Source organism: Burkholderia sp. YHN3-13 (assembly GCF_055810675.1).
In genome coordinates this window covers 997,487-1,020,827 of record NZ_JBVVNQ010000001.1, presented here as the reverse complement: position 1 = coordinate 1,020,827, position 23,341 = coordinate 997,487, and the positions used below count along the sequence as shown (strand labels likewise).

Below are 23,341 nucleotides of genomic sequence, written 5' to 3'. Positions count from 1 at the left end.
ACGAGGGCCCGATGGACACCGAACAACGCTACACCGCCAATGCGCCGACGCGCGCGGAAGTCGACGCACTGGGCGGCGCAACCGTCATCGAATTCGGCGCGAACTGGTGCGGGATCTGCGCAGGCGCGCAGCCCGCGATCGCCGCGTCGTTCTCCGCGCATCCTGCGGTGCGGCATCTGAAGATCGAGGATGGCCCGGGCCGCCCGCTCGGCCGCTCGTTCGGCGTGAAGCTGTGGCCGACCCTCGTCTTCCTGCGCGACGGCGTCGAGGTCGCGCGCGTCGTGCGCCCCGCCGACGCGAAACAGATCGAAGCCGACGGCTTCGCCGCGCTGGCCTGAGGTGGCCGAGATGCAACAGGCCCTCACGCACATCGGCGTCGACACGCGCGGCGGCGGCCTCGTCGAATTCACGCCGCAGGTGCGCGCGTTCGTCGACCAGCAGGCGATCCGCACCGGCCTCGTCACCGTGTTCTGCCGCCATACATCGGCGTCGCTGCTGATCCAGGAGAATGCCGATCCGTCGGTGCGGCGCGACATCGAACGCTATTTCGCGACGCTCGCGCCCGAGGACGACACGCGCTACGAGCACGACACCGAAGGCGCGGACGACATGCCCGCGCATCTGCGCACGGCGCTCACGCAGGTGCAGCTGTCGATTCCGGTCGAGCACGGGCGCATGGTGCTCGGCACGTGGCAGGGGATCTACCTGTTCGAGCATCGCCGCGCGGCGCACCGGCGCGACATCGTGCTGCATCTGATCGGCGAGTAGGCGGGAACGGGGAACGGGCGATGCGCCTGCTCAGGCGAGCAGCTTCTCGACGAGCGTGCCGAGCTCGCGCAAATGGACGGGTTTCGGCAGGAATGCATCGAACACCTGCTTGTTCTCGCGCAGCGCGGCCGACTCATATGCGCTGACGCCGAGGATCGCCGGATGGCGGCCGTCGTGGTCGGGTTCCGCCGCCGCGCGAATGCGCCGCGCGACCTCGAAGCCGCTCAGGTCCGGCAGTTCGAGATCGAGCACGACGATGTCGTAGCGGCCCGTGCCAAAGCGCGCGACGCCTTCCTGCCCGGTGCCGCACAGATCGGCCTCGATGCCGAGGGCCGACAGCATCGCGCCAAGCGTTTCGCGCGCGTTGTCGTTGTCGTCGACCACCAGCGCGCGCCGGTCGCGGAGCGCGATCGCGGGCGGCAGTGCGGGCACGTCGCCGGCCGCGTGGCCGGCCGTGTCGATGCCCGGCACTTCGGCCGGCAGCGTCACGACGAACTCGCTGCCTTCGCCGACCACGCTGCGCACGTCCACATGCCCGCGCAGCGTCGTCACGATTTCGCGCACGACCGCGAGCCCCATGCCGATCCCGTCCACATGCAGCCCGACCGCGTCGTTCGCGCGATAGAACGGCTCGAAGATCTTCGACAGGTGTTGCTTCGCGATGCCGGCGCCCGTGTCGTGCACGGCGATCTTCACCTGCTGGCCGGCCGGCGTGTCGGCGAGCGTGATCGACACCTTGATCGATCCGCCGTGCGTGTACTTGACCGAGTTCTCGATCAGGTTCGACAGCACCTGCCGCAGCAGCTTGCGATCGGAGCGGATCGCGAGGCCCGGCGGCTCGATCCGCTGTTCGACCGTGATCCGCTTGGCCAGGATCTTCTCGCGCAACGGTTCGATCGCTTCGGCGAGCAGCGGCGCGATTCCGACGGTATCCAGTTCGGCCAGGCGTTTCGTCGAGCGCAGCTTGATGTAGTCGGTGAGGTCCTTGACGAGTGCTTCGAGCGACAGCGCGGAATTCTGCAGCCGCCGGATCGTCTTCAGGTTCGCGTCGGACTGCGGGCGCGCGAGCAGGATCTCGATCGACCCGCAGATGGCCTGCAGCGGCGTGCGCAGCTCGTGGCTGACCATCCCGAGGAACGCGTTCTTCGCCTCGATCATCTCGAACGCGCGGTCGGAGGCCTTGCGCTCGGCGTCGAGCGCCGCGTTTTGCCGTTCGAGCAGGTCGTCGCGCGTGCGCATCGTGTAGAACAGCAGCAGGAACAGTGCGCACAGGATCACGCCGAGCACGATGCCGAGGATCAGGATCGCACGCTGCTTTTCCTTCAGCTGATGGAAAGTGAAATCGCGTTGCGCCATCTCGATCGCGCGGAAGTAGTTCGCGAGGCCGTTGACCTTCGGCCAGTATGCATTGACTTCGTCGATCACCTGCCGCGCGTTCTTCGGCGTGTCGCGCAGCGGCGGCACTTCCTGCTTCAGGCGCGTCATGAATTCACCGAGCGCGTCGATCTCGTTGCGCGCGCGCGGAATGCGCAGCCAGTATTCGGATACTTCGGACGGCCGCTGCAGGAACCCGAACGACACCGACAGGCTGTCGAGCTGCATCCGCACGTGATCGAAGTCGTCGTCCTCGCGCGTCGCGTAGAGGATCAGTTGCCGGTCGAATCGCGTATAGACGTTGCGGTATTGCGCGGCGGTCCAGAACACGCCTTCGCGCGGCCCTTCGAGCACGCCCTCGTTGACCGAGGTCGCGAGCAGGTCCCACAGCAGGAACGCCCACGCGGCGAACCCCATGATCCACAGCGAGCCGAGGACCAGGATGATCTTTCTGTTTTTCCACCGCCGGCGTTTCATGTCGCGGTCGAACTCACTTCACGGTCAGGCCGATGATCTGCCACGCGAACTTGGCCTCGCCGAGCGGCGTCTTCAGTTCGTCGGGATACTGGTCGCGCGGATACATGATCCACAGCGGGCCGTAGTTGTCGTTGCCGAGCACCTTGCCGTTCATCGTCCGCGCGAGGATCACGCCGTACTTGTCGGCATCCGACACGGGAATCGTGAACGTGTACTCGTCGATGCAGCGGAATTCGATCTGCGTGCCATGCGCGCCGACGGTCTTCAGCACGTCCGACAGGCGCGGGCCGGTGAAGGTCGACTTCGGCGTCCAGCTCGTCGACGTGACGATCGTATGCTGCGGCAGCGCCATCAGCGCCTGCTCGGAAAAGACGTAGGTCATCTTCCCCTGCTGGTTGCTCTTGCTGATCTTGCCGTCGACGGTGAACGTAAACGACGAAGCCGCCCATGCCGAGGCGGCCATGCCGAGCAGGCAGGCCGTCAGCAGGCTCTTGATCCAGATGGTTGAAATGCGCATGTCGTGCCCTCGGTCTCGTGGTTCGTGTCGTGGTTCGTGGTTCGGGACTCAGTTCGCGGCGGCCACGGCCGGCAGCGTGATCTTCAGTTCGCGCGCCACTTCGGCGAACAGGATCGGCAGGCGCACCGGCTTTTCCTCGCAGCGCGCGTTGTAGTGCGACACGATGTGCGCGATTTCGTCCTCGCTGGCTTCGCCGGTCGAGATCTTGCCGGTCAGCAGGAAGATCGGCGCGCCGCTGTTCTCGCTCGAACGGATGCCGCGCACGAGTTCGGCGGCCGTCTGATCGCCGAGCATCCAGTCGAGGATGTAGCCGTCGAAATCCTCGACTTCCAGCGCCTTGCGGAACGTCGCGCCGTCGAAGTACGGAATCGCGTTCACGCCTTTCTCGATGAAATATTCACACACCGTCTCGGCGACATCCTGCGAATCGTCGACCACGGCGATCCGCGCCGCATAGACGTTCGGCTGGGTCGAGCGCAGCTCGATCACGTCGACCGGATAGGTGCGGCCCTCGCGCGCGTGCTGGCGCTCGGTCACGATCCATTCGCCCTGCCACTGCAGCGCGACGAAATCCGTTTCGATCTGGCTGCTGGCCTTCGTCGAGATCGCGGCGCGGCAGCGGAAGCGCCTCGATTCGATCACGAACGTCGCGTCGATCATCTCGGCGGCGGCCGGCTGCGTGCCCTTGTCGTCGAGCAGGATCGCGGGCGGCACGCCGAAGTGCGTCGCGATGTCCTGCAGCTGCGACAGGTTCCACGGGATCAGGCCTTTCATCTTGCGCGTGACGACCGAGAAGCTCAGGCCGAGCACGTTGGCGATCGTCGTGTTGTGGCTACGCGGCGGAATGCCGTTCCGGTTCAGTAGATCGCGCACCTTGTTCGCGGTGATGAGATCGACATTGGCCTGCTCGGTGGTGGACATCTCGATGGGGTCTCGAAGGGTTTTGGGCGAGGGAGAGCATAGCAAAACTGACGTGTCACGCAAACTTTGAAAAAGCGAATGACCTTGACATGCCATTTTTCTCCATTATTATTGCTCACCACGTCACTATTGTTTGCCGCGTCATGTTTGGAGATCGATGCCGGGATAGCCGGTACAGCGAAAAGCGGCAGCCATGAAATGGTGACGGAACAATTCCAAGAGAGAACCTGAGAGAGCCTTGGACTGCGTGTCGGCGTTGGCGGATTGTATCCGTTGCGCCGCACGCAACCAGGTACGAGCTCACGGGGTGGGATGGCTCGAAGAATTGCGGCGCCAATAAAACTGAGGACTGTACCAATGTATCGCCGTTTACTCGCTCCGGGGCTGCTGTTGCTGCTGGCCGCGTGCGCGCAGGACCCGTCCGTCACCGGCAACACGGTACGGATCTGCGACGACACCGGGTGTTCCGATCGCCCGAAAGATCAGGTGTCCTATCAGAAGAAGGACGATGCGGAAGACCGGGAAGATCCGCGTATTGCCGCGCTGAAGCAGACCGCGAAGACCCAGCCGAAGGCTGCCTACGACCTCGGCCTGCGTTATTTCCGCGGTGACGGCGTGCGCCAGGACAGCTATCAGGCGCTCAAGTGGATGCGCGAGGCCGCCGAACGCGGCGACCTGCAGGCGCAGAAGGCGCTCGGCAGTTTCTACCTGTTCGGCCTCGAGGAAATGGGCTCCGACGCGCGTGAAGCGGAGAAGTGGCTGTCGATCGCGGCCGGCCGCGGCGACAAGGAATCGAAAAAGCTGCTCGATCTCGCGCGCAAGGCCAAGAAGGAAGACGAAGAAGACTGGAAATGGCGCACGCAATGGCGTGACGTCTATTACGGCTACTGGTACTCGGGCTATCCGTACTACGGCGTCTGGCAGCAGACGTACTGGTACTACTGACCGCGCATCAGGCAACGGGGGCAGCAGCGGGGGGACCACCATCGCGCGCCACGCCGGGGGGCTTATCGAAGTTCGCACGAACACATAAGCCGATCAACGACTCTAATCGATCGACAACGACATGAAGACCAACCTTTCCCAACGTCTCACTCAAGGTGCGCTGGTTGCAGCGCTTGGCGCGTCCGTCGCGGGTTGCGGCGGCGTGGTGACGCCCGGCGGACAGAACGCCGGCGTGACGGGTGCCGCGGCAGGCGGCGCGAGCGCGGGCGCGGATTCGCAGCTGCAGCGCTGTGCGTCGCCGCTCGGCACGATCGCCGTCGACGACGGCCGCAACGCCGACTGGTGGGGCCCGTTCGGCAGCGCGACCAAGATGACCACGATCGATCCGCTGCTGCGCCTGGCCGTGCAGCAGTCGAACTGCTTCGTGATCACGTCGATCGGCAACCAGAAGAGCGACGCGCGCCTGTCGCGCATCACGCAGCTGCAGCGCAACTCGGGCGAATACCGCGCGGGCTCGAAGCAGCAGAAGGGCCAGCGTGTCGCGGCCGACTACTACATGGAGCCGCAGATCGTGATCAACGATTCGCCGATCGGCGGCATCGGCAGCATGATCGGCGGGCTGATCGGCAACAGCGCGGTGGCGGCGGTGGCCGGCCACCTGCAGACGAAGGCGTCGGTCGTGACGCTGACGCTGTTCGACGTGCGCTCGGCCGTGCAGATCGCGGCGTCGGAAGGCAGCTCGACGGCGACCAACTACGGTGCGGCGCTGGGCGGTTTCGGCGGCGGCGTGGGCGGTGCGCTCGCCGGGTTCTCGTCGACGCCGGAAGGCAAGGCGACGGTCGTCGCGTTCATCGACGCGTACAACAAGATGGTCGTGGCGCTGCGCAGCTACAAGGCGCAGGACGTGAAGGGCGGCCTCGGCCGCGGCGGCCAGCTGCAGGTCAACTGACGTTCCCGGGCCGGTGGTTGGCCGCCGGCCCAATCCCGATGCGGATGGTCCGTGCGCACGGCGTGATCCGTGCGTAACGGCTTCGTTCGTCCTGTTCGTTCAGAAGGTGATTCCGATGAAAACCGTTGCATTGATCGCATTGACTTGCCTGGCGCTGACCGCTTGCGGCGGCGACGACACTTCCGCGCCTGCATCGGCCGGCGGATCGGGCACGAGCAACAACGGCGGCAGCGGTGGCACGGGCACCGGCTCCGGCGGGACGGGCGGCGGCGGGGCGGGAAGCGGTGGTTCGGGCGGCTCCGGCGGCGGTACGCTGACGTGGCGCTACGAGGCACAGCCGGTCGCGGCGGATCGGGCGAGCTTCCTGACGCTGGTCAACAACGAGGGCGCAAAAGGCTATCGATATCTGGGCGACTATTTCTACAATGCGAGCAACGGCGGGTCGCAGTCGATCTTCGTGAACGACGGCACCGCGCAGACCTACACGTACCAGTTGCAGACGGCGCCGGCCGACATGACGTCCTTCGTGAACGCGGCCAACGCGCAAGGGGCGAGCGGCTACCGCTACGAAGGGCCGCTCACGTACGGCGACCTCTATCGCAAGGACGGCGGCTCGTCGGCCACCTACACGTACACGGCGACGGGCCTGCCCGCCGACGCCAACGCATTCCTCGCGCAGGCGAACGGACAGGGCCAGTCGGGCTACTGGTTCCTTGGCCCGATGGCGGTGGGCACCGCGCAGGCGAACGTGTACATGAAGAACAACGCGTCGAACGCGACCTATACGTACGACGCGCTGGCGCCGACGTCGACGGTCGGCGACTTCATCGCACAGGCCAACAGCGAGGGGGCGAAGGGTTATCGCGCGAAGGGCGCGATGGCATTCGGTACGGCGATCTCGTGGGTCTACGTGAAGGACCAGACGCAGTCGCCGACCTTCACGTACCAGTCGGCCGCGATCCAGTCGACCGGCGCCAGCTTCGTTCAGCAGGCGAACACATTCGGCGCGCAGGGCAGCGCGTATCTGAGCGATCTCGCGCTCGGCTCGCCCGCGCCGGTGATGGCGTCGTTCTATTTCACGCCGAAGAACTGCACGGGCTTCCTGTGCACGACGCTGAATCCGCTCACCCAGAACTGAGCGGGCGATCCTGCCGGGAAGTCCCGCGCGGGTCGAATCGGGTGCCTCGGTGCGTCACGAGATTCGTTGACGCATCTTTTGCCGCCGGCTCGCCGGCGGTATTTCATTGTGGACGGACCTGAGGCGATTCGCCGAAGCGACGGGTCCGAACGGCGCGGTGCGCGACACGCGATTCCACCGCCGATTCTCGTTCAAGTTCAAAACAATCATTAAAACAAATAGGACGTGTACTAAAAGGATAATGCACACCTGATTTTCGCGGTGTCGTTAGGCATGATCGGGACCTTACCGTCCCGAATGTTTCCATCGTGACGTCCGGCCGGCCGGGATTTGCCGCAGGTCCGCGTTCCGGGCTCCGTCACATCGAGCCATGCCATACAGCACGCTTCAGTCCATTCGCCGCTACCAGAGCATTTCGATGTTCGGGGGCGGCATCGTCGTCACGATCCTGATCCTGATCGCCTGCGGGCTCGGGATCACGTCGATCGTCTACGGCCATCTGGACGGCGAGCGGCGCAATTTCCTGAACGGTGTCGAGGAAGCCGCGGACGAGGTGCAGGTGGCCGAGACGTCGTTCCGCAACGGCGTCACGAATACGCAACTCATCTGGCGGGAGATCGGCGCGGCGCCGGCCGACGTCGTGAACGCGTTCTTCGCCGACGGCCAGCAGCTGGCGATCAAGCCGTATCCGTCGCTCGTGGTCGGCGTGCCGGGGCAAACCGCGCGGCGCGACGAGGTCGCTCGTTATCTCGCGCTGTCGTTCATGCTGTCGCGCATCTGCGCGGCGAGTTCGCTCAATCGCGGGCGTACGCTCGAGGGGTACCACTACAGTACGCGCACGGGCGTCTTCGGCCTGGTGCCACACCTGGCTCGCGACAATCCGGCACTGGCGTCGGCCGACGCGCGTGCGCAAGTATTCGATGCGCTGCGCATCGATTTCGGCGGCCCGCCGCCGGCGCCGAACGACGGTCGGCCGAACGACGGTCGGCCGAACGTCCGCTGGCTGCCGCCCTACGTCAACCCCGTCACCGGGCAGATGCGCATCCGCGTCGCTGCCGAGGCGCGCGCCGCCGGCCAGCCGTTCGCGGTGCTGGTCACCGAATACGCACCCGACTACCTGCTGTCGTGGCTGCCCGGACGGGGCTTGGCCGGCACGTTCTTCATCACGTCGGCGGACAACCGGCTGATCGCGATCGATCCGGACGTCGCACGCACGAACGCCCTGAGCGAGCGCTTGCTGAGCCTCGATGTCGCGCATCGTGGAAGGGTGTCCGCCGAGCCGCTCTTTCGCGACGGCGCGATCGTGTTCAGCAGCAAGCTCGCGGCAACCGGCTGGACGATCGCCTATGTGCTGTCGTGGGCCGACGTGCTGGCCGGCATCGGCGTGCAGGCCGGCGGGCTCGCGGCGTCGACCCTCGTTGCGATCATCGTGATGTGGCTGCTGCTCGTGCGTTTCCACCGGCGCGTGCTTGTGCCGGTGTATGCACGCTCGGCCCGCGTGTTCGACAGCGAGGCGCTGTGCCGCAGCGTGATCGCGATGGCGCCGGTCGGCATCGGCCTCGTGTCGTTGTCCGACCGGCGCGTGATGCTCGCGAGCGACGCGCTCAAGCAGATGCTGCTGCCGCATGAAGGCGATTACCATGCGCTGTCCGCGCTGGCACTCGAGAAGTACGACGCGTTCGTCGCGAACGGCGGGGCCGGCCGGACGATGACGACCGAGCTCGTGCTCGACGCACGCGGCGATACGCCGCTGCACCTGGAGATCATCGCGCACGGCGCGCGTTATCAAGGCGAGGACGTGCTGATCGCGACGTTCGCCGACATGAGCGCGCAGTGCCGCCTCGTTCATCAGCTCGAGGAAGCGGTGCGCGCGGCCGATTCGGCGAATGCGGCCAAGTCGTCGTTTCTCGCCGCGACGAGTCATGAGATCCGCACGCCGCTGAACGTGATCCTCGGCAACCTCGAGCTGCTCGAGCGCACGGCGCTCGATGCCTCGCAGCAGGGCCGCGTGCGGACGCTGCGCGCGTCGGCCGAAGGGCTGCTCGCGATCGTCAGCGACGTGCTCGATTTCTCGAAGATCGAAGCCGGCGCGATGTCGGTCGAGTCGATCGAGTTCGACGTGATCGCGGTGATCGAGCGCGAGCTCGCGGCATTCGCGTCGGTCGCGAAGGCAAAAGGGTTGCCGCTGTTCGCCGATATCGATGCGAGCGGCGCGCAGCGCATGCGCGGCGATCCGACGCGGCTCGCGCAGGTGGTCGGCAACCTGCTGAGCAACGCGATCAAGTTCACGAGCGCCGGGCGCATCGTCGCGCGCGTGGCGGTCGGGCGAAATGCGCGCGGTGTGCCCGAGATCGCCATCGGCATCGAGGATACCGGCATCGGGATCGACCCTGCGCAGCAGGGCAAGCTGTTCAAGGCGTTCTCGCAGGTCGATGCGTCGATCACGCGGCGCTATGGCGGCACGGGGCTCGGGCTCGCGCTGTGCGACCGGCTGGTCGCGGCGATGGGAGGGACGATTGCGGTCGACAGCGCGCCGGGCGTCGGCAGCCTGTTCACCGTGCGCTTGCCGCTGCACACGGGCATTGCGCCGAAATCCCCGGCCGGCGCGGGTGCCGGCCGGACGCTGATCGTCGTGTCGCCGGAGGACGCGTGGCGTGCGTTTGCCTTTCCGCATCTGCGTGCATGGGGGTTCGACGTCGCGATGCATCCGAGTCCGATCGGGATTGCCGCCGGGTGCCTCGCGCGTGCACACGCGATCGTGCTCTTCGGCGATTCCGACCAATGGCGGCGCGAGGAGCTCGACAGCCTCGGCGGCGGTACGCCGGTCGTGCTGGCGACGCCGGACGGCCCGCTGCAGCCGGACGTCGCGGGCCGCACGATCCGCGTATCGAGTTATTCGCTGAACGGGCTGCGCATGGCGATCGCGCAGGCGCGAGTCGCTACCGCCGAGTCGCCGCGCGGGCCGGGGTGCGCGCCCGATGTCGGGCAGTCGGCGTCGCCGGCTTCCAGTACGCGTGTGCCGCGTGTGCTGGTCGCCGACGATGCGGCGGTCAACGGGTCGATTTTCCGCGAGCAGTTGGATGTGCTCGGTTGCACGGTTCGGTGTGTGTCGTCCGGCGGCGCAGCGCTCGACACGCTCGAGAGCGGCATGTGGGACGTGCTGCTGCTCGGTGCCGACTTACCCGACATGTCGGTCCGGGAACTGGTCGAAGCCGTTCATGCGCGCGCGTTGCCGTGCGACATGATCGTCGTGGCATCGTATCTGGCGCCCGACAATGCCCGGCGCTACGCGGCATCGAACGTCGCGTACGTGTTGACCAAGCCGGTGACGCTGGCCGACCTGCGCCGCGGCCTCGCCCGCGTCGCGCGGCGGCGCGGGATCGCACTCCCCGCGGGCACGGCGGACAAGCGGCCTGCTTCGGGCGTCATGGCTGCTGCGACGATGCACTGGCCCGGACGGTAAAAAAAGAGGCGGCGCGAGGGCGACGCAGATCGCCTGCGTCAGAACAGGGAAGGCAGACACGCCGCATTGCTTCAATGCCGCGTGATTTCGACTGAAGAAGGAAGGGTAAGGCCGTGCGCTATATGGGAAAGGTGTTCGGGCTGCTACTTGGATTCGCGACGTTGCCAGAGAAATCCAGACGGCATTTCCTGATGAAGCTGAACGAATTCATGATGATGTCGCCGTCGCAAAAGCGGCGGGCCGTCACCGAGTGGCAGCACGCCGTGGATGACGAGCCCGGCGAGCCGGACGAAACCGTGGTCAAGCACTAGGGAGCGGTTTCGGCCGCCCGGCGGGACGGGATGGATCGACGGCGTGGGGGCGCCGCCGATCGGACGGGCGTGGGCGGCGGACTGTCGACGGTTCATACCGCAATGTCGTGGTGCGCGCGCCAGCCGGCGAGATGGGCATGTGTGTCGACAGACCGCCACGCTTGATCGTACAGCCGTCTATTATCTTAAAATTGCGCTGCGCACCGCCCGGTTCGCTGGATGCCGCAACGCGATCGTGTTGCGGGATCGATTCGAGCTCCGGCGCGTCGCACAACATCGCACGTCGGGCCGCGTGTATCGGGAGAAAAGTAGAGATGGATGAATTTTTTGTGCGGGTGATGGTGGCGGACGATCATCCTTCGTCCGCGCTCGGGATGTCGCAGGCGCTCGCGGGCAGCAGCACGATCAAGCTGCTCGGCACTGTCTCGAATTCGACCGACCTCGTGGCGATGCTCGACGAGCAGCAGAGCGACGTGCTCGTCGTCGACTATGTGATGCCCGGCGGCAAGTATGGCGACGGTCTGTCATTGCTGTCCTTTCTGCAGCGTCGTTATCCGGCGCTTCGCCTCGTGACGATCACGATGATCGACAACCCGAGCGTGCTGCTCGCGATTCAGAAGCAGGGCGTCGGGTGCATCCTGAGCAAGTCCGATGCGATTTCGCATCTGGTGGGCGCGGTGCACGCGGCCTTCGTCGGGGCCAATTATCTGTCTCCGTTCGTCAAGAGGCTGCTGGAGGACTGCCAGCCGTCGGCGGGTGTCCGCACCTTGACCGCCCGCGAGATCGAAGTCGTGCGGCTTTACGGCGCCGGCCTGACGGTCGGCGAGATCGCCGTCCAGCTTCACCGCAGCAAGCAGACGATCAGTTCGCAGAAATCGAGTGCCATGAAGAAGCTCGGTATCGTTCGCGACGCCGATCTGATTCGCTACGCGAGCGAGGGCCAGCTGCCCGAATTGCCCGAGGCCAGTGCATAGACGGTGTCCGTCGGACACTACCGAGTGACCCGGACGGCGCACGACGCGGTGCCGGCGCCGAGACGACTTCGACGACACTCATGCCAACCAAACTGAAAGCGCTGATCGCGCATGCCGCGGCCGCGGGCCGCAAGCCGTTCGAACCGGGGCGCGTGCGACGGCAGCAGCAATGGCTGCTGTACGGAAGCGGTGTGGCGATCACGGTGTTCGTCCTGGCCTGCGCGGCACTCGTCGTGCGGCTCGATCTGCAGGAATCGGTTGCGCATGAGCGGTCGGAGTTCCTGGTCCGCAAGGCCGACCTGCTGGCGGAGATGGAGGTGGTCAAGGCCCTCCAGAATCGCTACACCGACATCCTCGAGTTGATGGCTCGGCACGGACCGACCACCCCGCCCGATGCACTCGAGCCGTTTGCCGACGGGCGCGGCAGGCTGGCCGTTCTCGGACACGCGGGACGCGTGGCGGTGGCCGCGTTTGCGGCCGATCCGTCGTCTCGGCCAGGGGGCACCTACGCGCCGTTCCTCGCGGCATTTCTCGAGACGGTCGAGAAGACGGGCGTCATGCCGCCGAGGCAGCCCGGCGACCCGGGCATGGGCGGATATCTGATCGATCTGGCGGGCGACTTCGTCATCGTGACCGGGTATCCACTGGTGAAGTCGACGCTCGCGCTGCCGGCCGGTTTCGACGTGAAGGCATTGATCCGGCAGTTGCAGCCGCCGGCCGATTTCGTATCGGCCGCCGCCGCGCCCGGCAATCGGCCGATTTTTCTGGACAGGCGGCAGGATCCGCTGCTCGGGCGGTCCGTGCTGCGGTTCGCGCAGGCGGTACGGGATACGCAGGGCAAGCCGATCGCATGGTTTGTCATCGTCACGCGGCCGGAGATCGACGACATCGTGCGTTCCGCGTCCGCCGGCCAGAACTATGCACTGGTCGATTCGAACGCGAATGTCCTGACCGGCCAGCAGGCTGCGCCCGTGCTGACTGCCCGTGCGCTCGATTACGCGCGCGCGGCCGGAGGTGAACGGGCTGCCGCACACCGTGTCGGCACGAATATCGTCATCGGCGATCGCATGCCGGGATTCGACGAGGTACTCACCGCGACGCATTCGTGGCGCAGTGTGTTCGACGACGTGGCCGTCCGCCTGGGTATCGCAACCGGTCTCGCGTTGCTCGCGATCGGAACGGTGTGGTTCGCGATCGTCATGTTCGACCGGCGCGCGCTGCGCCCGGCCAACCGCCGCGCGATCCGGCTGATCGAAAGCGAGGCGCTCAACCGCACGCTGATTCGCACGGCGCCGGCCGGCATCATGCTGCTGTCGCTGGCCAACGGCGACACGATGGCGCGTAACGAAGCCGCACGGATTTACGGCGACGCCGGCACGGCGCCGTTGCTCGGCAAGCGCATCTGGCACGCATACCGCGACAATATCGCGGGCGGACGAAAGCCGCGCGTCGTCACGCACGAATTGGCGGTCGACCGGGCCGGTGGCGGGGCCGCCTACCTGGCCGCGCACATCGTCCGCACCCGCTATCGCGGCGTCGACGTGCTGCTTTGCACGCTGACCGACATCACCGCGCGCAAACAGGCCGAAGACAAGCTCCATGAAGCGCGCGAAGCCGCGGACGACGCGAACAAGGCGAAGTCGACCTTCCTGGCGACGATGAGTCACGAGATTCGTACGCCGCTGAACGCCATCGTCGGCAATCTCGAATTGATGGCGCGCGCGGCGCTGCCCGCTGCGGAACAGCGCCGACTGCGGACGGTCATGTCATCGTCCGACGCGCTGCTGCGCGTGATCAACGACGTGCTCGACCTGTCGAAGGCCGAGTCCAACCAGATGGTGCTGGAAGCCGTGCCGTTCGACCTGCGTGCGGTGCTGCGCGACGTCGCGGCGATCTTTCGGCCGCTCGCCGACGCGAAACGGCTCGTACTCGAATGCCGCGTCGCGCCGGGGTTGGCCGACGGTTACGTCGGCGATCCGACCCGCCTGCGTCAGATCGTGTCGAACCTTGTCAGTAATGCGATCAAATTCACCGAGCACGGCAGCGTGACGATCGACGCGCTGCCGGCTGCCGCTTCCGGCAGGCCGCGCGGCGTCGAAATCGTGGTGCGCGACACGGGCATCGGCATCCCCGCGGAAGCGTTGCCGACGCTGTTCGACGTGTACGTGCAGACCGATCCGTCGATTTACCGGCGCTTCGGCGGCACCGGGCTCGGGCTGCCGCTCTGCGGACGTCTCGCGCGGCTGATGGGCGGCGCGCTGACGGTCGACAGCCGACCGGGTGCGGGGACGCGCTTCACCGCATCGCTGCCGCTGGCGGAGGCGCCGTCCGGATGGCGTGCCGCGTTCGACGACGAGCCCGCGGCGGCGGCGTTGCCGACGCACGCGGACGAAAGCGTGCCGCTGCGCGTGCTCGTCGCGGAAGACCACCCGGCGAGCCGCGTATTGTTGCGGGATCAACTCGATGCGCTGCGCTACGATGCGACGATCGTCACGAACGGCGTCGAGGCAATGCGTGCCTTCTTCGCGCGTTCGTACGACGTGGTACTGACCGATCTCGGCATGCCGGAACTCGACGGCTTTGCGCTGGCGAACTTCCTGCGCGAGCAGGGGGCGACGGTACCCGTGATCGCGATGACCGCGCACGCGACCGAAGAGGATCGCAGGCGGTGCGCGCAGGCCGGCGTCGCGGAAGTCGTGCTCAAGCCGCTGTCGATCGATGCGCTCGGGGCGGTGTTGCAACGCCATGGGGCGCGTGGCGCGACGGCGTTGCCGGCGGTCGATCGCGACGACCGGCAGGCGCCGCCGATGACGGACGCGATTCGTGAACAATTGCGTGCCGCGACACTGCACTCGCTGGCGACGATCGACGCCGCGTTGCCGCGCGGCGACCACGATCGCGTCAAGGGCGAACTGCATTCGATGCGAGGCGGCTTTGCGCTGGCCGGCGACGCAGACGCGAGCGATACGTGCGCGAGAGGCGAGCGCGTGCTGGCCGCGGGCGGTGTCGATGCACTCCGGCCGGAGTGGCCGGAGATGCGCGTGGAGGTGGAGGCTGCGTTGTCGAGATTGTCCGGCGTCTGAACGATGCGACGCCATGCTTGCGGGCGCGATGGCGGGCGATGCCTGCGACGTTGACGGCCGACGACCATGCGCGCGCCGTGCCGCCGCGCGTACTGAATCGTCGAGCGGTACGCGCCGGCCGAGCGTGTTCATGGACGGCGCGCGAAAACGATGAGGGGCGCACGGTCACCGCACGGCATCGCGCGGAACGGTGCAACGCTCGACCACCGGCTATCCGGCATGCCGCCGCCTCGGGCGGATACCGGAGGCGGCAGCTTCATGACGCGGAATTGGCCGTCGTGCGCCGGATCGACTGCGGAAGCCCGTCAGCCGTTGCGGAAGATCTCCGCGTAAGCGCTCAAGGCCGGCACGCCGCCAAGGTGCGCATACAGCACCTTCGACCCCGGCTCGAATTCCCCGCGCCGCACCTTGTCGATCATCCCGTGCATCGATTTCCCTTCATAGACGGGATCGGTCAGCATGCCTTCGAGCCGCGCGCACATCCGGATCGCCTCCAGCGCGCCTTCATTCGGCAGCCCGTATTCGGGGCCGGCAAAACGCGTATCGAGCACGACGTCCCGCTCGTCGATGCGGCGCCCGAGTTCGACGATCTCGGCCGTATGCCGCGCGATGCGCGTGATCTGCGCATGCGTCTTCTCCGGCGTCGCGGACGCATCGATGCCGATCACGCGGTCCGCGCGCCCGTCGGCCGCGAAGCCAACGACCATCCCGGCCTGCGTGCTGCCCGTGACCGAGCAGACCACGATGTAATCGAACTTGAAGCCGAGCTGCGCTTCCTGTTCCCGCACTTCTTCCGCGAAGCCCACGAAACCGAGGCCGCCGAGCGGATGCTCGGAACATCCGGCCGGAATCGGGTATGGCTTGCCGCCCGCCTGCCGCACGCTGTCCATTGCTTTTTCCCAACTGCGGCGAATGCCGATGTCGAAGCCGTCGGCGACGAGCCGTACGTCGGCCCCCATCATCCGCGACAGCTGGATGTTGCCGACGCGGTCGTATACCGGATCGTCGTCGTTGACCCAGTGCTCCTGCACGAGCACGCACTTCATCCCGAGATGCGCGGCGACGGCCGCGACCTGGCGTGTCTGGTTCGATTGCACGCCGCCGATCGACACGAGCGTGTCCGCACCCTGCGCGAGCGCATCGGGAATCAGGTATTCGAGCTTGCGGGTCTTGTTGCCGCCGAACGCAAGGCCGCTGTTGCAGTCCTCACGTTTCGCATGCAGCTCGACCTTGCCGCCGAGATGCGCGCTCAGGCGCTTGAGCGGCTGGATCGGGGTCGGACCGAACGTGAGCGGATAACGGGGGAAACGTTGCAGGTTCGTCGACGCGCTCCGAGGGACGGTGGACAGGAAACCGGATCGGCCGGGTGCGGCTTGCACGCCGTGTCCCGATGGAAAAATGATAGGCAGGATGGTGCGAAATGGGCTTGCGAAATAAATAATGAAAACCTACGTTATCTGTGAGGTCAGGAATGAATGAATAATTTTGATTCGCAAAATTTCGAGGAAACGCAATGAAATTAGATCGCGTCAGTGCATCGCCGGCCGACGCCGCGGCGGCGCTCGACCGCATCGACCGCGCGATCCTGCGGCAGTTGCAGCAGGACGCGTCGATCTCGAACGTGAGCCTCGCGGCGAAGGTGAAGCTGAGCGCGCCGGCGTGCCTGCGGCGCGTCGAGCGGTTGAAGGAGATGGGATTGATTCGCGGCATCGTCGCGCTGCTCGACCCGAAGCCGCTGGGTGCCGGGATGCTGGTCGTGATCGGCTTCGTGCTCGATCGTTCGACGCCGGAAGCATTCGCCGAATTCGAGAAGGCCGCGCAGAAAGTGTCGGGGTGCGTCGAGTGTCACGTGGTGACCGGCGAATTCGACTACTTCATGCTGCTCCGCACGCGCGACAACGAGAGCTTCAACCGTTTGCATGCCGAACAGTTGCTGTACCTGCCCGGTGTGCGACAGGTGCGCTCGTTCATGGTGCTCAAGGAAATTCTGTCGACGCACGCGTTGCCGGTTTAGCGCGGAGCGCCGTCGATTCCCGCCGGTCCGTGTGAGAGCGGCGCATGCGCCGCGGCGTGGCGGGGCCGGGCGAACGCGGCGCTCGGCGGCTTGAAGCCGCTCGACGTGCGCGGTCGCGTTGCCCGATCAGCGCTGCCATGGCGCACCGCCTGGATGCGAGGTCTTGCCGAGACGCTCGCGTGCGTCGCGCACGACGGTCGCATCGAGTGCGCCGTCATCGGCGAGCGCCTTCAGCGCGGCGAGCACGATGCTCGCGCGATCGACCTCGAAGAATGCGCGCAGCGCGTCGCGCGTGTCGCTGCGGCCGAACCCGTCGGTGCCGAGCGTCACGTAGCGGCGCGGCACGTAGGCGCGGATCAGCTCGGGCACCGCGCGCACATAGTCGGTCGCGGCGATCACCGGGCCCTGCGTTCCTTCAAGCATCCGCGTGACATACGACGATGCCGATCCGTCGTCAAGCCGCGACAGCCGTTCGGCTTCCATCCCGTCGCGCTGCAATTCGCTGAAGCTCGTGACGCTCCAGACGGCCGCATCGATCCCCCAGCCGTCCTGCAGCATCCGCTGCGCGGCGAGCACTTCGCCGAGAATCGCGCCGGCGCCGAACAACTGCACGCGCGCGGCCGCGTTCGAGGCGGACGGCAGCCGGTGCATGCCCTTCAGGATGCCTGCGCGACGGGCGGCCGGATCGTCGCCGGGCATCGACGGCTGCGCGTAGTTTTCGTTCATGACGGTCACGTAATAGAACACGTCGCGCTGCTGCTCGACCATCTCGCGCATGCCGGCATCGACGATCGTCGCGACTTCGTACGCGAACGCCGGGTCGTACGCGCGGCAGTTCGGAATCGTCGACGCCGCGAGATGGCTGCTGCCGTCCTGGTGCTGCAGGCCTTCGCCGCCGAGCGTCGTGCGGCCCGCTGTCGCGCCGACGAGGAAGCCGCGCGAGCGCTGGTCGGCGGCGGCCCAGATCAGGTCGCCGATGCGCTGGAAACCGAACATCGAGTAGTAGATGTAGAACGGCAGCATCGGCAGGTCGTGCACGCTGTACGACGTCGCCGCGGCGATCCACGACGACACCGCGCCGGCTTCCGAAATCCCTTCCTCGAGAATCTGCCCGCGCGTGTCCTCGCGGTAGTAGAGCATCGAGCCGAGATCCTCGGGTTCGTAGCGCTGGCCGAGCGGCGAGTAGATGCCGACCTGCCGGAACAGGCTCGCCATGCCGAACGTGCGCGCTTCGTCGGCCACGATCGGCACGACGCGCGGGCCGAGGTCGCGATCCTTCAGCAGCGCTGCCAGCATGCGCACGAGCGCCATCGTCGTCGACATCTCGCGGTTCGCCGCGTCCAGCGCGAACGCACCCCAGGCCGGCATCGGCGGGACGGTCAGTCCTTGCGATGCCGCCATCCGCCTTCTGGGCAGATAGCCGCCCAGGGCAGCCCGGCGGGCATGCAGGTAACGCATCTCCGGGCTGTCTTCCGCTGGCTTGTAAAACTTCAACTGCTCGACGTCGCTGTCCGACAGCGGCAACCGGAAACGGTCGCGGAACGCCTTCAGGTCGTCGACGTCGAGCTTCTTCTGCTGGTGGGTCGTCATCCGCCCCTGGCCGATCGTGCCCATCCCGTAACCCTTCATCGTCTTCGCGAGGATCACCGTCGGCTGGCCGCGATGGGCGAGCGCGCGCGCATACGCGGCGTGCAGCTTGAGCGCGTCGTGGCCGCCGCGGCGCAGGCGGTCGATTTCCGCATCGGTCAATTGCGCGGCGAGCGTGTCGAGCGCCGGGTCGCGGCTGAAGAAGCGTGCACGGTTGTACGCGCCATCGTTCGCGGAGAAGGTCTGGAACTGGCCGTCGACGGTATCGGCGAACGCGCGGGCGAGCGCGCCGGCGTGATCGCGCGCGAACAGCGGATCCCAGTCGGAACCCCACAGCACCTTGATGACGTTCCAGCCGGCGCCGGCGAACAACGCCTCGAGTTCGTCGATCACGCGGCCGTTGCCGCGCACCGGGCCGTCGAGCCGCTGCAGATTGCAATTGATCACGAACACGAGGTTGTCGAGCCCTTCGCGCGCGGCGAGCGACAGCGCGCCGAGCGATTCGGGTTCGTCCATTTCACCGTCGCCGAAGAAGCCCCACACGGTGCGGTTCGCGGTGTCCGCCAGGCCGCGATGCTGCAGGTAGCGCATGAAGCGCGCCTGGTAGATCGCGTTGATCGGGCCGATGCCCATCGAGCCGGTCGGGAACTGCCAGAAGTCGGGCATCAGCCACGGATGCGGATACGAGCACAGGCCGGGCCCGGCGATTTCGCGGCGGTAGTGCTTCAGGTGTGCCTCGTCGAGGAAGCCTTCGAGATACGCGCGTGCATAGACGCCCGGCGACGAATGCGGCTGGAAGTAGACGAGATCGCCGCCGGAACCGCCGTCGTCATGCCCTTCGCCCGTCGCCGCGCGGAAGAAATGGTTGAAGCCGACTTCGAACAGGTCGGACGCCGACGCATAGCTCGCGATGTGTCCGCCGAGCTCGCCGTATGCACGGTTCGCGCGCACGACCATCGCGAGCGCATTCCAGCGCAGCGCGGCCGACAGACGCGCTTCGAGATCGGCATCGCCCGGATACGGCGGTTGTTCGTGCGCGGCGATCGTGTTTACGTACGGCGTGACCGGGCCGCGCGATGCAGCAAGACCGCGCGTGCGCGCGTGCGCGGCCAGGCGATCGAGCAGGAACTGCGCGCGATCCTGGCCGACGTGAGCGACGACCGCGTCGAGCGCCTCCAGCCATTCGGCGGTTTCTTCGGGGTCGGCATCGGCATGCGCGAGGCCCGCGCGCCGCGTGGCGTCAATTCCGTTCGACAGGTCCGTCATCGCAGGTCTCCCGCACGCCGGTTCGGGCGGCGCGCAATCAGTGGCAATCGGTCGAATCATGCTACCCGTCGATCCGCAAAATATGCGTCTGATTTCATTGGAGTTTCACGGTCTGATAGTGTAAATATTCCGGTTATCGCCACTCTTTCGGAATATTTCGATCATGAGCACAAACCCGCGGCGGCTCGACCGCATCGACATCGGCATCCTGAACCAGCTTCAGCAGAACGCGCGGATCACCAACGCGGAACTCGCACGCGCGGTGAACCTGTCGGCCACGCCGTGCTTCAACCGCGTGCGCGCGCTGGAGAAGCTCGGGCTGTTCCGGCAGCAGGTCACGCTGCTCGATCCCGAGCCGCTCGGGCTGCGGATCAACGTGTTCATCCAGGTCAGCCTGGAAAAGCAGGTCGAGGATGCGTTGCAGCGCTTCGAGGAGGCGATCTCGCAGCGGCCCGAGGTGATGGAGTGCTATTTGATGTCGGGCGACGCCGATTACCTGTTGCGCGTCGTGATGCCCGACATGCGCACGCTCGAGCGCTTCATCATCGAGCGGTTGACGACGATCCCCGGCGTGTCGAACATCCGTTCGAGCTTCGCGCTGAAGCAGGTGCGCTACAAGACCGCGCTGCCGCTGCCGGCGGCGGGGCTCACGCTCGTCGATCCGGACGAGGCGGCGTCCGACTGGAGTTGAGCGCGCGCCAGCCGACGAAGCGGCGACGATTGCCTGACATGACCGAAAGGAACGGGCCGGGACGCCTGCGGGCTTCGCGACGCGGTGCGGCACGATCGCGTATGCTCGTTTGGTCGCCGGCGAAGGCAGCCGCCGGAGCCGGTTCATTCGTGTGACGACCGATCAACGAGCGAGGGCATCATGGCAAGACAGACGATGGCGGAATACCTGGCGAAGACGCTGGCGGCAGCGGGCGTCGAGCGCATCTGGGGCGTGACGGGCGACAGCCTGAACGGCCTGTCGTTCAGCCTGAGCCAGATTGGCTCGATCCGCTGGATGCATACGCGGCACGAGGAAAGCGCCGCGTTCGCGGCCGGTGCCGATGCCGCGTCGACCGGCCGGCTCGCGGTGTGCGCCGGCAGCTGCGGCCCCGGCAACCTGCACCTGATCAACGGGCTGTACGACTGCCACCGCAATCACCAGCCGGTGCTCGCGATTGCCGCGCACATTCCGTCGACCGAGATCGGCCTCGGCTACTTCCAGGAAACCCATCCGCAGGAACTGTTCCGCGAGTGCAGCCACTTCGCCGAACTCGTGACGAACGCGTCGCAGTTCCCGCGCGTGCTCGCGCGCGCGATGCGTACCGCGATCGACGAGCGCGGCGTCGCGGTGATCGTGCTGCCGGGCGACATCGCGCTCGGCGACGGCCCGGAAGAGGCGCCGGCATGGAGCGAATCGGCGCCGCCGTCGATCCTGCCGGCCGATGCCGATCTCGACCGGCTCGCGGCCCTGCTCAACGCATCCGACGCGGTCACGCTGCTGTGCGGCAGCGGCACGCAGGGCGCGCACGACGAAGTGGTCGCGCTGGCCGACACGCTCGGCGCGCCGGTCGTGCATGCGCTGCGCGGCAAGCAGTTCGTCGAATGGGACAACCCGTTCGACGTCGGGATGACGGGGCTGATCGGCTTCAGCTCGGGTTATCACGCGATGGAATCGTGCGACACGCTGCTGATGCTCGGCACGGATTTCCCGTACCGGCCGTTCTATCCGGCGAATGCGAAGATCGCGCAGATCGACTGGAAGGGCTCGCAGCTCGGTCACCGCGCGCCGCTCGCGCTCGGCCTCGTCGGCACCGTGAAGGAAACGATCGCGGCACTGCTGCCGCGCCTGACGCGCAAGACGCAGCGGCGTTTCCTCGAGAACGCGCTGAAGCACTACGCGGCCGCGCGCAAGGGGCTCGACGATCTCGCGGTGGCCGAGCCGCCCGGCCGCGCGATCCATCCGCAGTACCTGACGAAGCTCGTCGACGACGTCGCGGCCGACGACGCGATCTTCACGGCCGACGTCGGCACGCCGACGTTGTGGGCCGCGCGCTACCTGACGATGAACGGCAAGCGGCAGCTCCACGGCTCGTTCAACCACGGGTCGATGGCGAACGCGATGCCGCAGGCGCTCGGCGCGCAGGGCGCGCATCCGGGGCGGCAGGTCGTGTCGCTGTCCGGCGACGGCGGGCTGTCGATGCTGCTCGGCGATCTGCTGAGCGCGCGCCAGCTCAACCTGCCGATCAAGATCGTCGTGTACAACAACAGCCTGCTTGGCTTCGTGTCGATGGAGCTGAAGGCGGCCGGTTATCTCGATACGAACGTCGACCTGAGCCCGACGGACTTCGCGGCGATCGCGAAGGGCGCGGGTATCTTCAGCGTGCGGGTCGAGCACTCGGAGAACGTCGAGCACGCGTTGCGCACGGCGTTCGAGCATGACGGACCGGCCGTCGTCGACGTCGTGACGTCGAAGTACGAACTCGCGATGCCGCCGAAGATCGAGCTCGCGCATGCGAAGGGCTTCAGCCTGTTCATGCTGCGCGCGATCCTCAGCGGGCGCGGCGACGAGATCGTCGAGCTCGCGAGAACCAACCTGCGGTGACGGCAGCGCGTGCGCCGCATGGCGGCCGCGTCGGGAACGCCGGCGCGGCCGCTCGCATCGACGGCCGGCGCGCGCGCCGCGATCGCGGCCGCGCGGCAGCCGATCCGGCTCGTCGGCGCACGTGAGCGCGTGCATATGCTGCAGTGCGTCGATCGCCGGTCGGGCACGAATTGATCAGGCAAATCAGGGACAATCTTCACGTCGCCTTAAGTTTGCGTTTCCTAGAATCGATTGATCGCCGCGCGTCCCGCGGCGGACCGATTCGCCCAGGAGGATGCGCATGCCAAAGCACCGTGTCGCCGTAGCCTTGTTCCACGCAGTCATCCGCCTGTCGAGGCCGATGACGCAACCGCTCGAGGGTCGCCGATGATGTGGCCGAACGCATGGCGGGTCTCGGCGCTGTTCGTGCGCGAGTGGGTCGGCCGTCCGGCCGCGGTGGGGGCGTTGTGCCCGAGTTCGCGGCACCTGGCGCGCGAGATGGCCGACGCGGTACCGGCTGGCGACGGGCTGGTCGTCGAGCTCGGCGGCGGCACCGGCGCGATCACCGCGGCGTTGCTCGAGCGCGGCGTCGCGCCGCGGCGCCTCGTCGTGGTCGAACGCTCGCCCGCGTTCGTGCGGCATCTGCGACGGCGCTTTCCCGGCATCACGATCGTGTCGGGCGATGCGCGGCAGCTCGAGCGGCTGCTGCCGCCCGATGCGCGCGTCGATGCGATCGTGTCGTGCCTGCCGCTGCGCACGCTGCCGCGCGAGGACGTGGCGGCGATCGTCGATCAATGTCACCGCGTGCTGTCGGCCGACGGCGTGATGATTCAGTTCACGTACGACCTGCGGCCCCCCCGCCGCCATCCGCTCGGCGATGCGGCGTTTGTCGCCAGCGGCAGCCGGATCGTCTGGGCGAATCTTCCGCCCGCGCGCATCGTGACCGTGCGCTGTGCCGCCGCGGAATACGCGGGCTGACTCG

Annotated in this window: 17 protein-coding genes; 12 read left to right on the top strand and 5 right to left on the bottom strand. The window is 66.9% G+C overall.

The genetic code is table 11. The annotated features are described in order from the left end of the window. Positions 1-11: 11 nt before the first annotated feature. Both AC0KUR_RS04590 and AC0KUR_RS04585 read left to right on the top strand, forming a co-directional pair. On the top strand, positions 12-338 hold the full coding sequence (locus AC0KUR_RS04590) for a thioredoxin family protein (RefSeq protein WP_049031120.1): 327 nt from the start codon (positions 12-14) through the stop codon (positions 336-338). A 10-nt stretch (positions 339-348) separates the two neighbouring features. Further along, complete coding sequence (locus tag AC0KUR_RS04585; protein WP_034188617.1) at positions 349-768, top strand: secondary thiamine-phosphate synthase enzyme YjbQ; 420 nt, start codon at positions 349-351, stop codon at positions 766-768. A 30-nt stretch (positions 769-798) separates the two neighbouring features. On the opposite strand, the gene atsR is transcribed toward AC0KUR_RS04585, so the two are convergent. From atsR to AC0KUR_RS04570, 3 genes are read right to left on the bottom strand one after another with little or no spacing between them, the layout of a single operon-like run. Continuing rightward, on the bottom strand, positions 799-2,619 hold the full coding sequence (gene atsR, locus AC0KUR_RS04580; protein WP_034188551.1) for a hybrid sensor histidine kinase/response regulator AtsR: 1,821 nt from the start codon (positions 2,617-2,619) through the stop codon (positions 799-801). A 13-nt stretch (positions 2,620-2,632) separates the two neighbouring features. Then, the gene (locus tag AC0KUR_RS04575; protein WP_069245818.1) at positions 2,633-3,136 is read right to left on the bottom strand and encodes a putative pterin-binding protein; all 504 of its coding nucleotides are present in this window, start codon (positions 3,134-3,136) and stop codon (positions 2,633-2,635) included. Positions 3,137-3,184: 48 nt separating this feature from the next. Beyond that, positions 3,185-4,057: a response regulator gene (locus AC0KUR_RS04570; protein WP_034188549.1), complete on the bottom strand. Its 873-nt coding sequence runs from the start codon at positions 4,055-4,057 to the stop codon at positions 3,185-3,187. A 357-nt stretch (positions 4,058-4,414) separates the two neighbouring features. On the opposite strand from AC0KUR_RS04570, the gene AC0KUR_RS04565 reads away from it, so the two are divergent. The 6 genes from AC0KUR_RS04565 to AC0KUR_RS04540 all read left to right on the top strand — a co-directional run bounded on the left by AC0KUR_RS04565 (position 4,415) and on the right by AC0KUR_RS04540 (position 14,920). Beyond that, on the top strand, positions 4,415-5,002 hold the full coding sequence (locus AC0KUR_RS04565) for a tetratricopeptide repeat protein (protein ID WP_034188548.1): 588 nt from the start codon (positions 4,415-4,417) through the stop codon (positions 5,000-5,002). Positions 5,003-5,123: 121 nt separating this feature from the next. Continuing rightward, the gene (locus AC0KUR_RS04560) at positions 5,124-5,951 is read left to right on the top strand and encodes a hypothetical protein (RefSeq protein ID WP_034188547.1); all 828 of its coding nucleotides are present in this window, start codon (positions 5,124-5,126) and stop codon (positions 5,949-5,951) included. 115 nt (positions 5,952-6,066) lie between these two features. After that, the gene (locus AC0KUR_RS04555; RefSeq protein WP_069704394.1) at positions 6,067-7,089 is read left to right on the top strand and encodes a hypothetical protein; all 1,023 of its coding nucleotides are present in this window, start codon (positions 6,067-6,069) and stop codon (positions 7,087-7,089) included. Positions 7,090-7,459: 370 nt separating this feature from the next. Further along, entirely contained in the window at positions 7,460-10,552 is a 3,093-nt protein-coding gene (locus AC0KUR_RS04550) for an ATP-binding protein (RefSeq protein WP_473375437.1), read from the top strand. 625 nt (positions 10,553-11,177) lie between these two features. After that, complete coding sequence (locus AC0KUR_RS04545; protein WP_034188543.1) at positions 11,178-11,837, top strand: response regulator; 660 nt, start codon at positions 11,178-11,180, stop codon at positions 11,835-11,837. An 80-nt stretch (positions 11,838-11,917) separates the two neighbouring features. Further along, positions 11,918-14,920, top strand: coding sequence for an ATP-binding protein (locus AC0KUR_RS04540; protein ID WP_473375436.1), 3,003 nt, complete (start codon positions 11,918-11,920; stop codon positions 14,918-14,920). A gap of 305 nt (positions 14,921-15,225) precedes the next feature. On the opposite strand, the gene AC0KUR_RS04535 is transcribed toward AC0KUR_RS04540, so the two are convergent. Further along, complete coding sequence (locus tag AC0KUR_RS04535; RefSeq protein ID WP_473375472.1) at positions 15,226-16,269, bottom strand: 1-aminocyclopropane-1-carboxylate deaminase; 1,044 nt, start codon at positions 16,267-16,269, stop codon at positions 15,226-15,228. A gap of 164 nt (positions 16,270-16,433) precedes the next feature. On the opposite strand from AC0KUR_RS04535, the gene AC0KUR_RS04530 reads away from it, so the two are divergent. Beyond that, positions 16,434-16,934, top strand: a complete 501-nt coding sequence (locus AC0KUR_RS04530; protein WP_034188541.1) for an Lrp/AsnC family transcriptional regulator — start codon at positions 16,434-16,436, stop codon at positions 16,932-16,934. A 126-nt stretch (positions 16,935-17,060) separates the two neighbouring features. Here AC0KUR_RS04530 and mdeB read toward each other — a convergent pair whose 3' ends face one another. Further along, positions 17,061-19,787, bottom strand: a complete 2,727-nt coding sequence (mdeB, locus tag AC0KUR_RS04525; protein ID WP_473375435.1) for an alpha-ketoglutarate dehydrogenase — start codon at positions 19,785-19,787, stop codon at positions 17,061-17,063. A 163-nt stretch (positions 19,788-19,950) separates the two neighbouring features. On the opposite strand from mdeB, the gene AC0KUR_RS04520 reads away from it, so the two are divergent. The 3 genes from AC0KUR_RS04520 (at position 19,951) to AC0KUR_RS04510 (ending at position 23,337) form a co-directional block, all read left to right on the top strand. Next, a complete protein-coding gene (locus AC0KUR_RS04520; protein ID WP_014900480.1) occupies positions 19,951-20,478 on the top strand; it encodes an Lrp/AsnC family transcriptional regulator in 528 nt (175 codons plus the stop codon). 180 nt (positions 20,479-20,658) lie between these two features. Then, the gene (gene poxB, locus AC0KUR_RS04515) at positions 20,659-22,380 is read left to right on the top strand and encodes a ubiquinone-dependent pyruvate dehydrogenase (protein WP_059559960.1); all 1,722 of its coding nucleotides are present in this window, start codon (positions 20,659-20,661) and stop codon (positions 22,378-22,380) included. A gap of 366 nt (positions 22,381-22,746) precedes the next feature. Next, positions 22,747-23,337, top strand: coding sequence for a class I SAM-dependent methyltransferase (locus AC0KUR_RS04510; RefSeq protein ID WP_034188538.1), 591 nt, complete (start codon positions 22,747-22,749; stop codon positions 23,335-23,337). Positions 23,338-23,341 lie beyond the last annotated feature (4 nt).

What these genes read in the sequence shown, in the direction of transcription:
- AC0KUR_RS04555 (WP_069704394.1), top strand. Translation starts at nt 6,067, where the DNA reads ATGAAAACCGTTGCATTGATCGCATTGACTTGCCTGGCGCTGACCGCT.
- AC0KUR_RS04585 (WP_034188617.1), top strand. Translation starts at nt 349, where the DNA reads ATGCAACAGGCCCTCACGCACATCGGCGTCGACACGCGCGGCGGCGGC.
- AC0KUR_RS04570 (WP_034188549.1), bottom strand. Translation starts at nt 4,057, where the DNA reads ATGTCCACCACCGAGCAGGCCAATGTCGATCTCATCACCGCGAACAAG.
- AC0KUR_RS04565 (WP_034188548.1), top strand. Translation starts at nt 4,415, where the DNA reads ATGTATCGCCGTTTACTCGCTCCGGGGCTGCTGTTGCTGCTGGCCGCG.
- AC0KUR_RS04590 (WP_049031120.1), top strand. Translation starts at nt 12, where the DNA reads ATGGACACCGAACAACGCTACACCGCCAATGCGCCGACGCGCGCGGAA.
- poxB (WP_059559960.1), top strand. Translation starts at nt 20,659, where the DNA reads ATGGCAAGACAGACGATGGCGGAATACCTGGCGAAGACGCTGGCGGCA.
- AC0KUR_RS04545 (WP_034188543.1), top strand. Translation starts at nt 11,178, where the DNA reads ATGGATGAATTTTTTGTGCGGGTGATGGTGGCGGACGATCATCCTTCG.
- AC0KUR_RS04510 (WP_034188538.1), top strand. Translation starts at nt 22,747, where the DNA reads ATGATGTGGCCGAACGCATGGCGGGTCTCGGCGCTGTTCGTGCGCGAG.
- mdeB (WP_473375435.1), bottom strand. Translation starts at nt 19,787, where the DNA reads ATGACGGACCTGTCGAACGGAATTGACGCCACGCGGCGCGCGGGCCTC.
- AC0KUR_RS04575 (WP_069245818.1), bottom strand. Translation starts at nt 3,136, where the DNA reads ATGCGCATTTCAACCATCTGGATCAAGAGCCTGCTGACGGCCTGCCTG.
- AC0KUR_RS04540 (WP_473375436.1), top strand. Translation starts at nt 11,918, where the DNA reads ATGCCAACCAAACTGAAAGCGCTGATCGCGCATGCCGCGGCCGCGGGC.
- AC0KUR_RS04520 (WP_014900480.1), top strand. Translation starts at nt 19,951, where the DNA reads ATGAGCACAAACCCGCGGCGGCTCGACCGCATCGACATCGGCATCCTG.
- AC0KUR_RS04560 (WP_034188547.1), top strand. Translation starts at nt 5,124, where the DNA reads ATGAAGACCAACCTTTCCCAACGTCTCACTCAAGGTGCGCTGGTTGCA.
- AC0KUR_RS04550 (WP_473375437.1), top strand. Translation starts at nt 7,460, where the DNA reads ATGCCATACAGCACGCTTCAGTCCATTCGCCGCTACCAGAGCATTTCG.
- AC0KUR_RS04530 (WP_034188541.1), top strand. Translation starts at nt 16,434, where the DNA reads ATGAAATTAGATCGCGTCAGTGCATCGCCGGCCGACGCCGCGGCGGCG.
- atsR (WP_034188551.1), bottom strand. Translation starts at nt 2,619, where the DNA reads ATGAAACGCCGGCGGTGGAAAAACAGAAAGATCATCCTGGTCCTCGGC.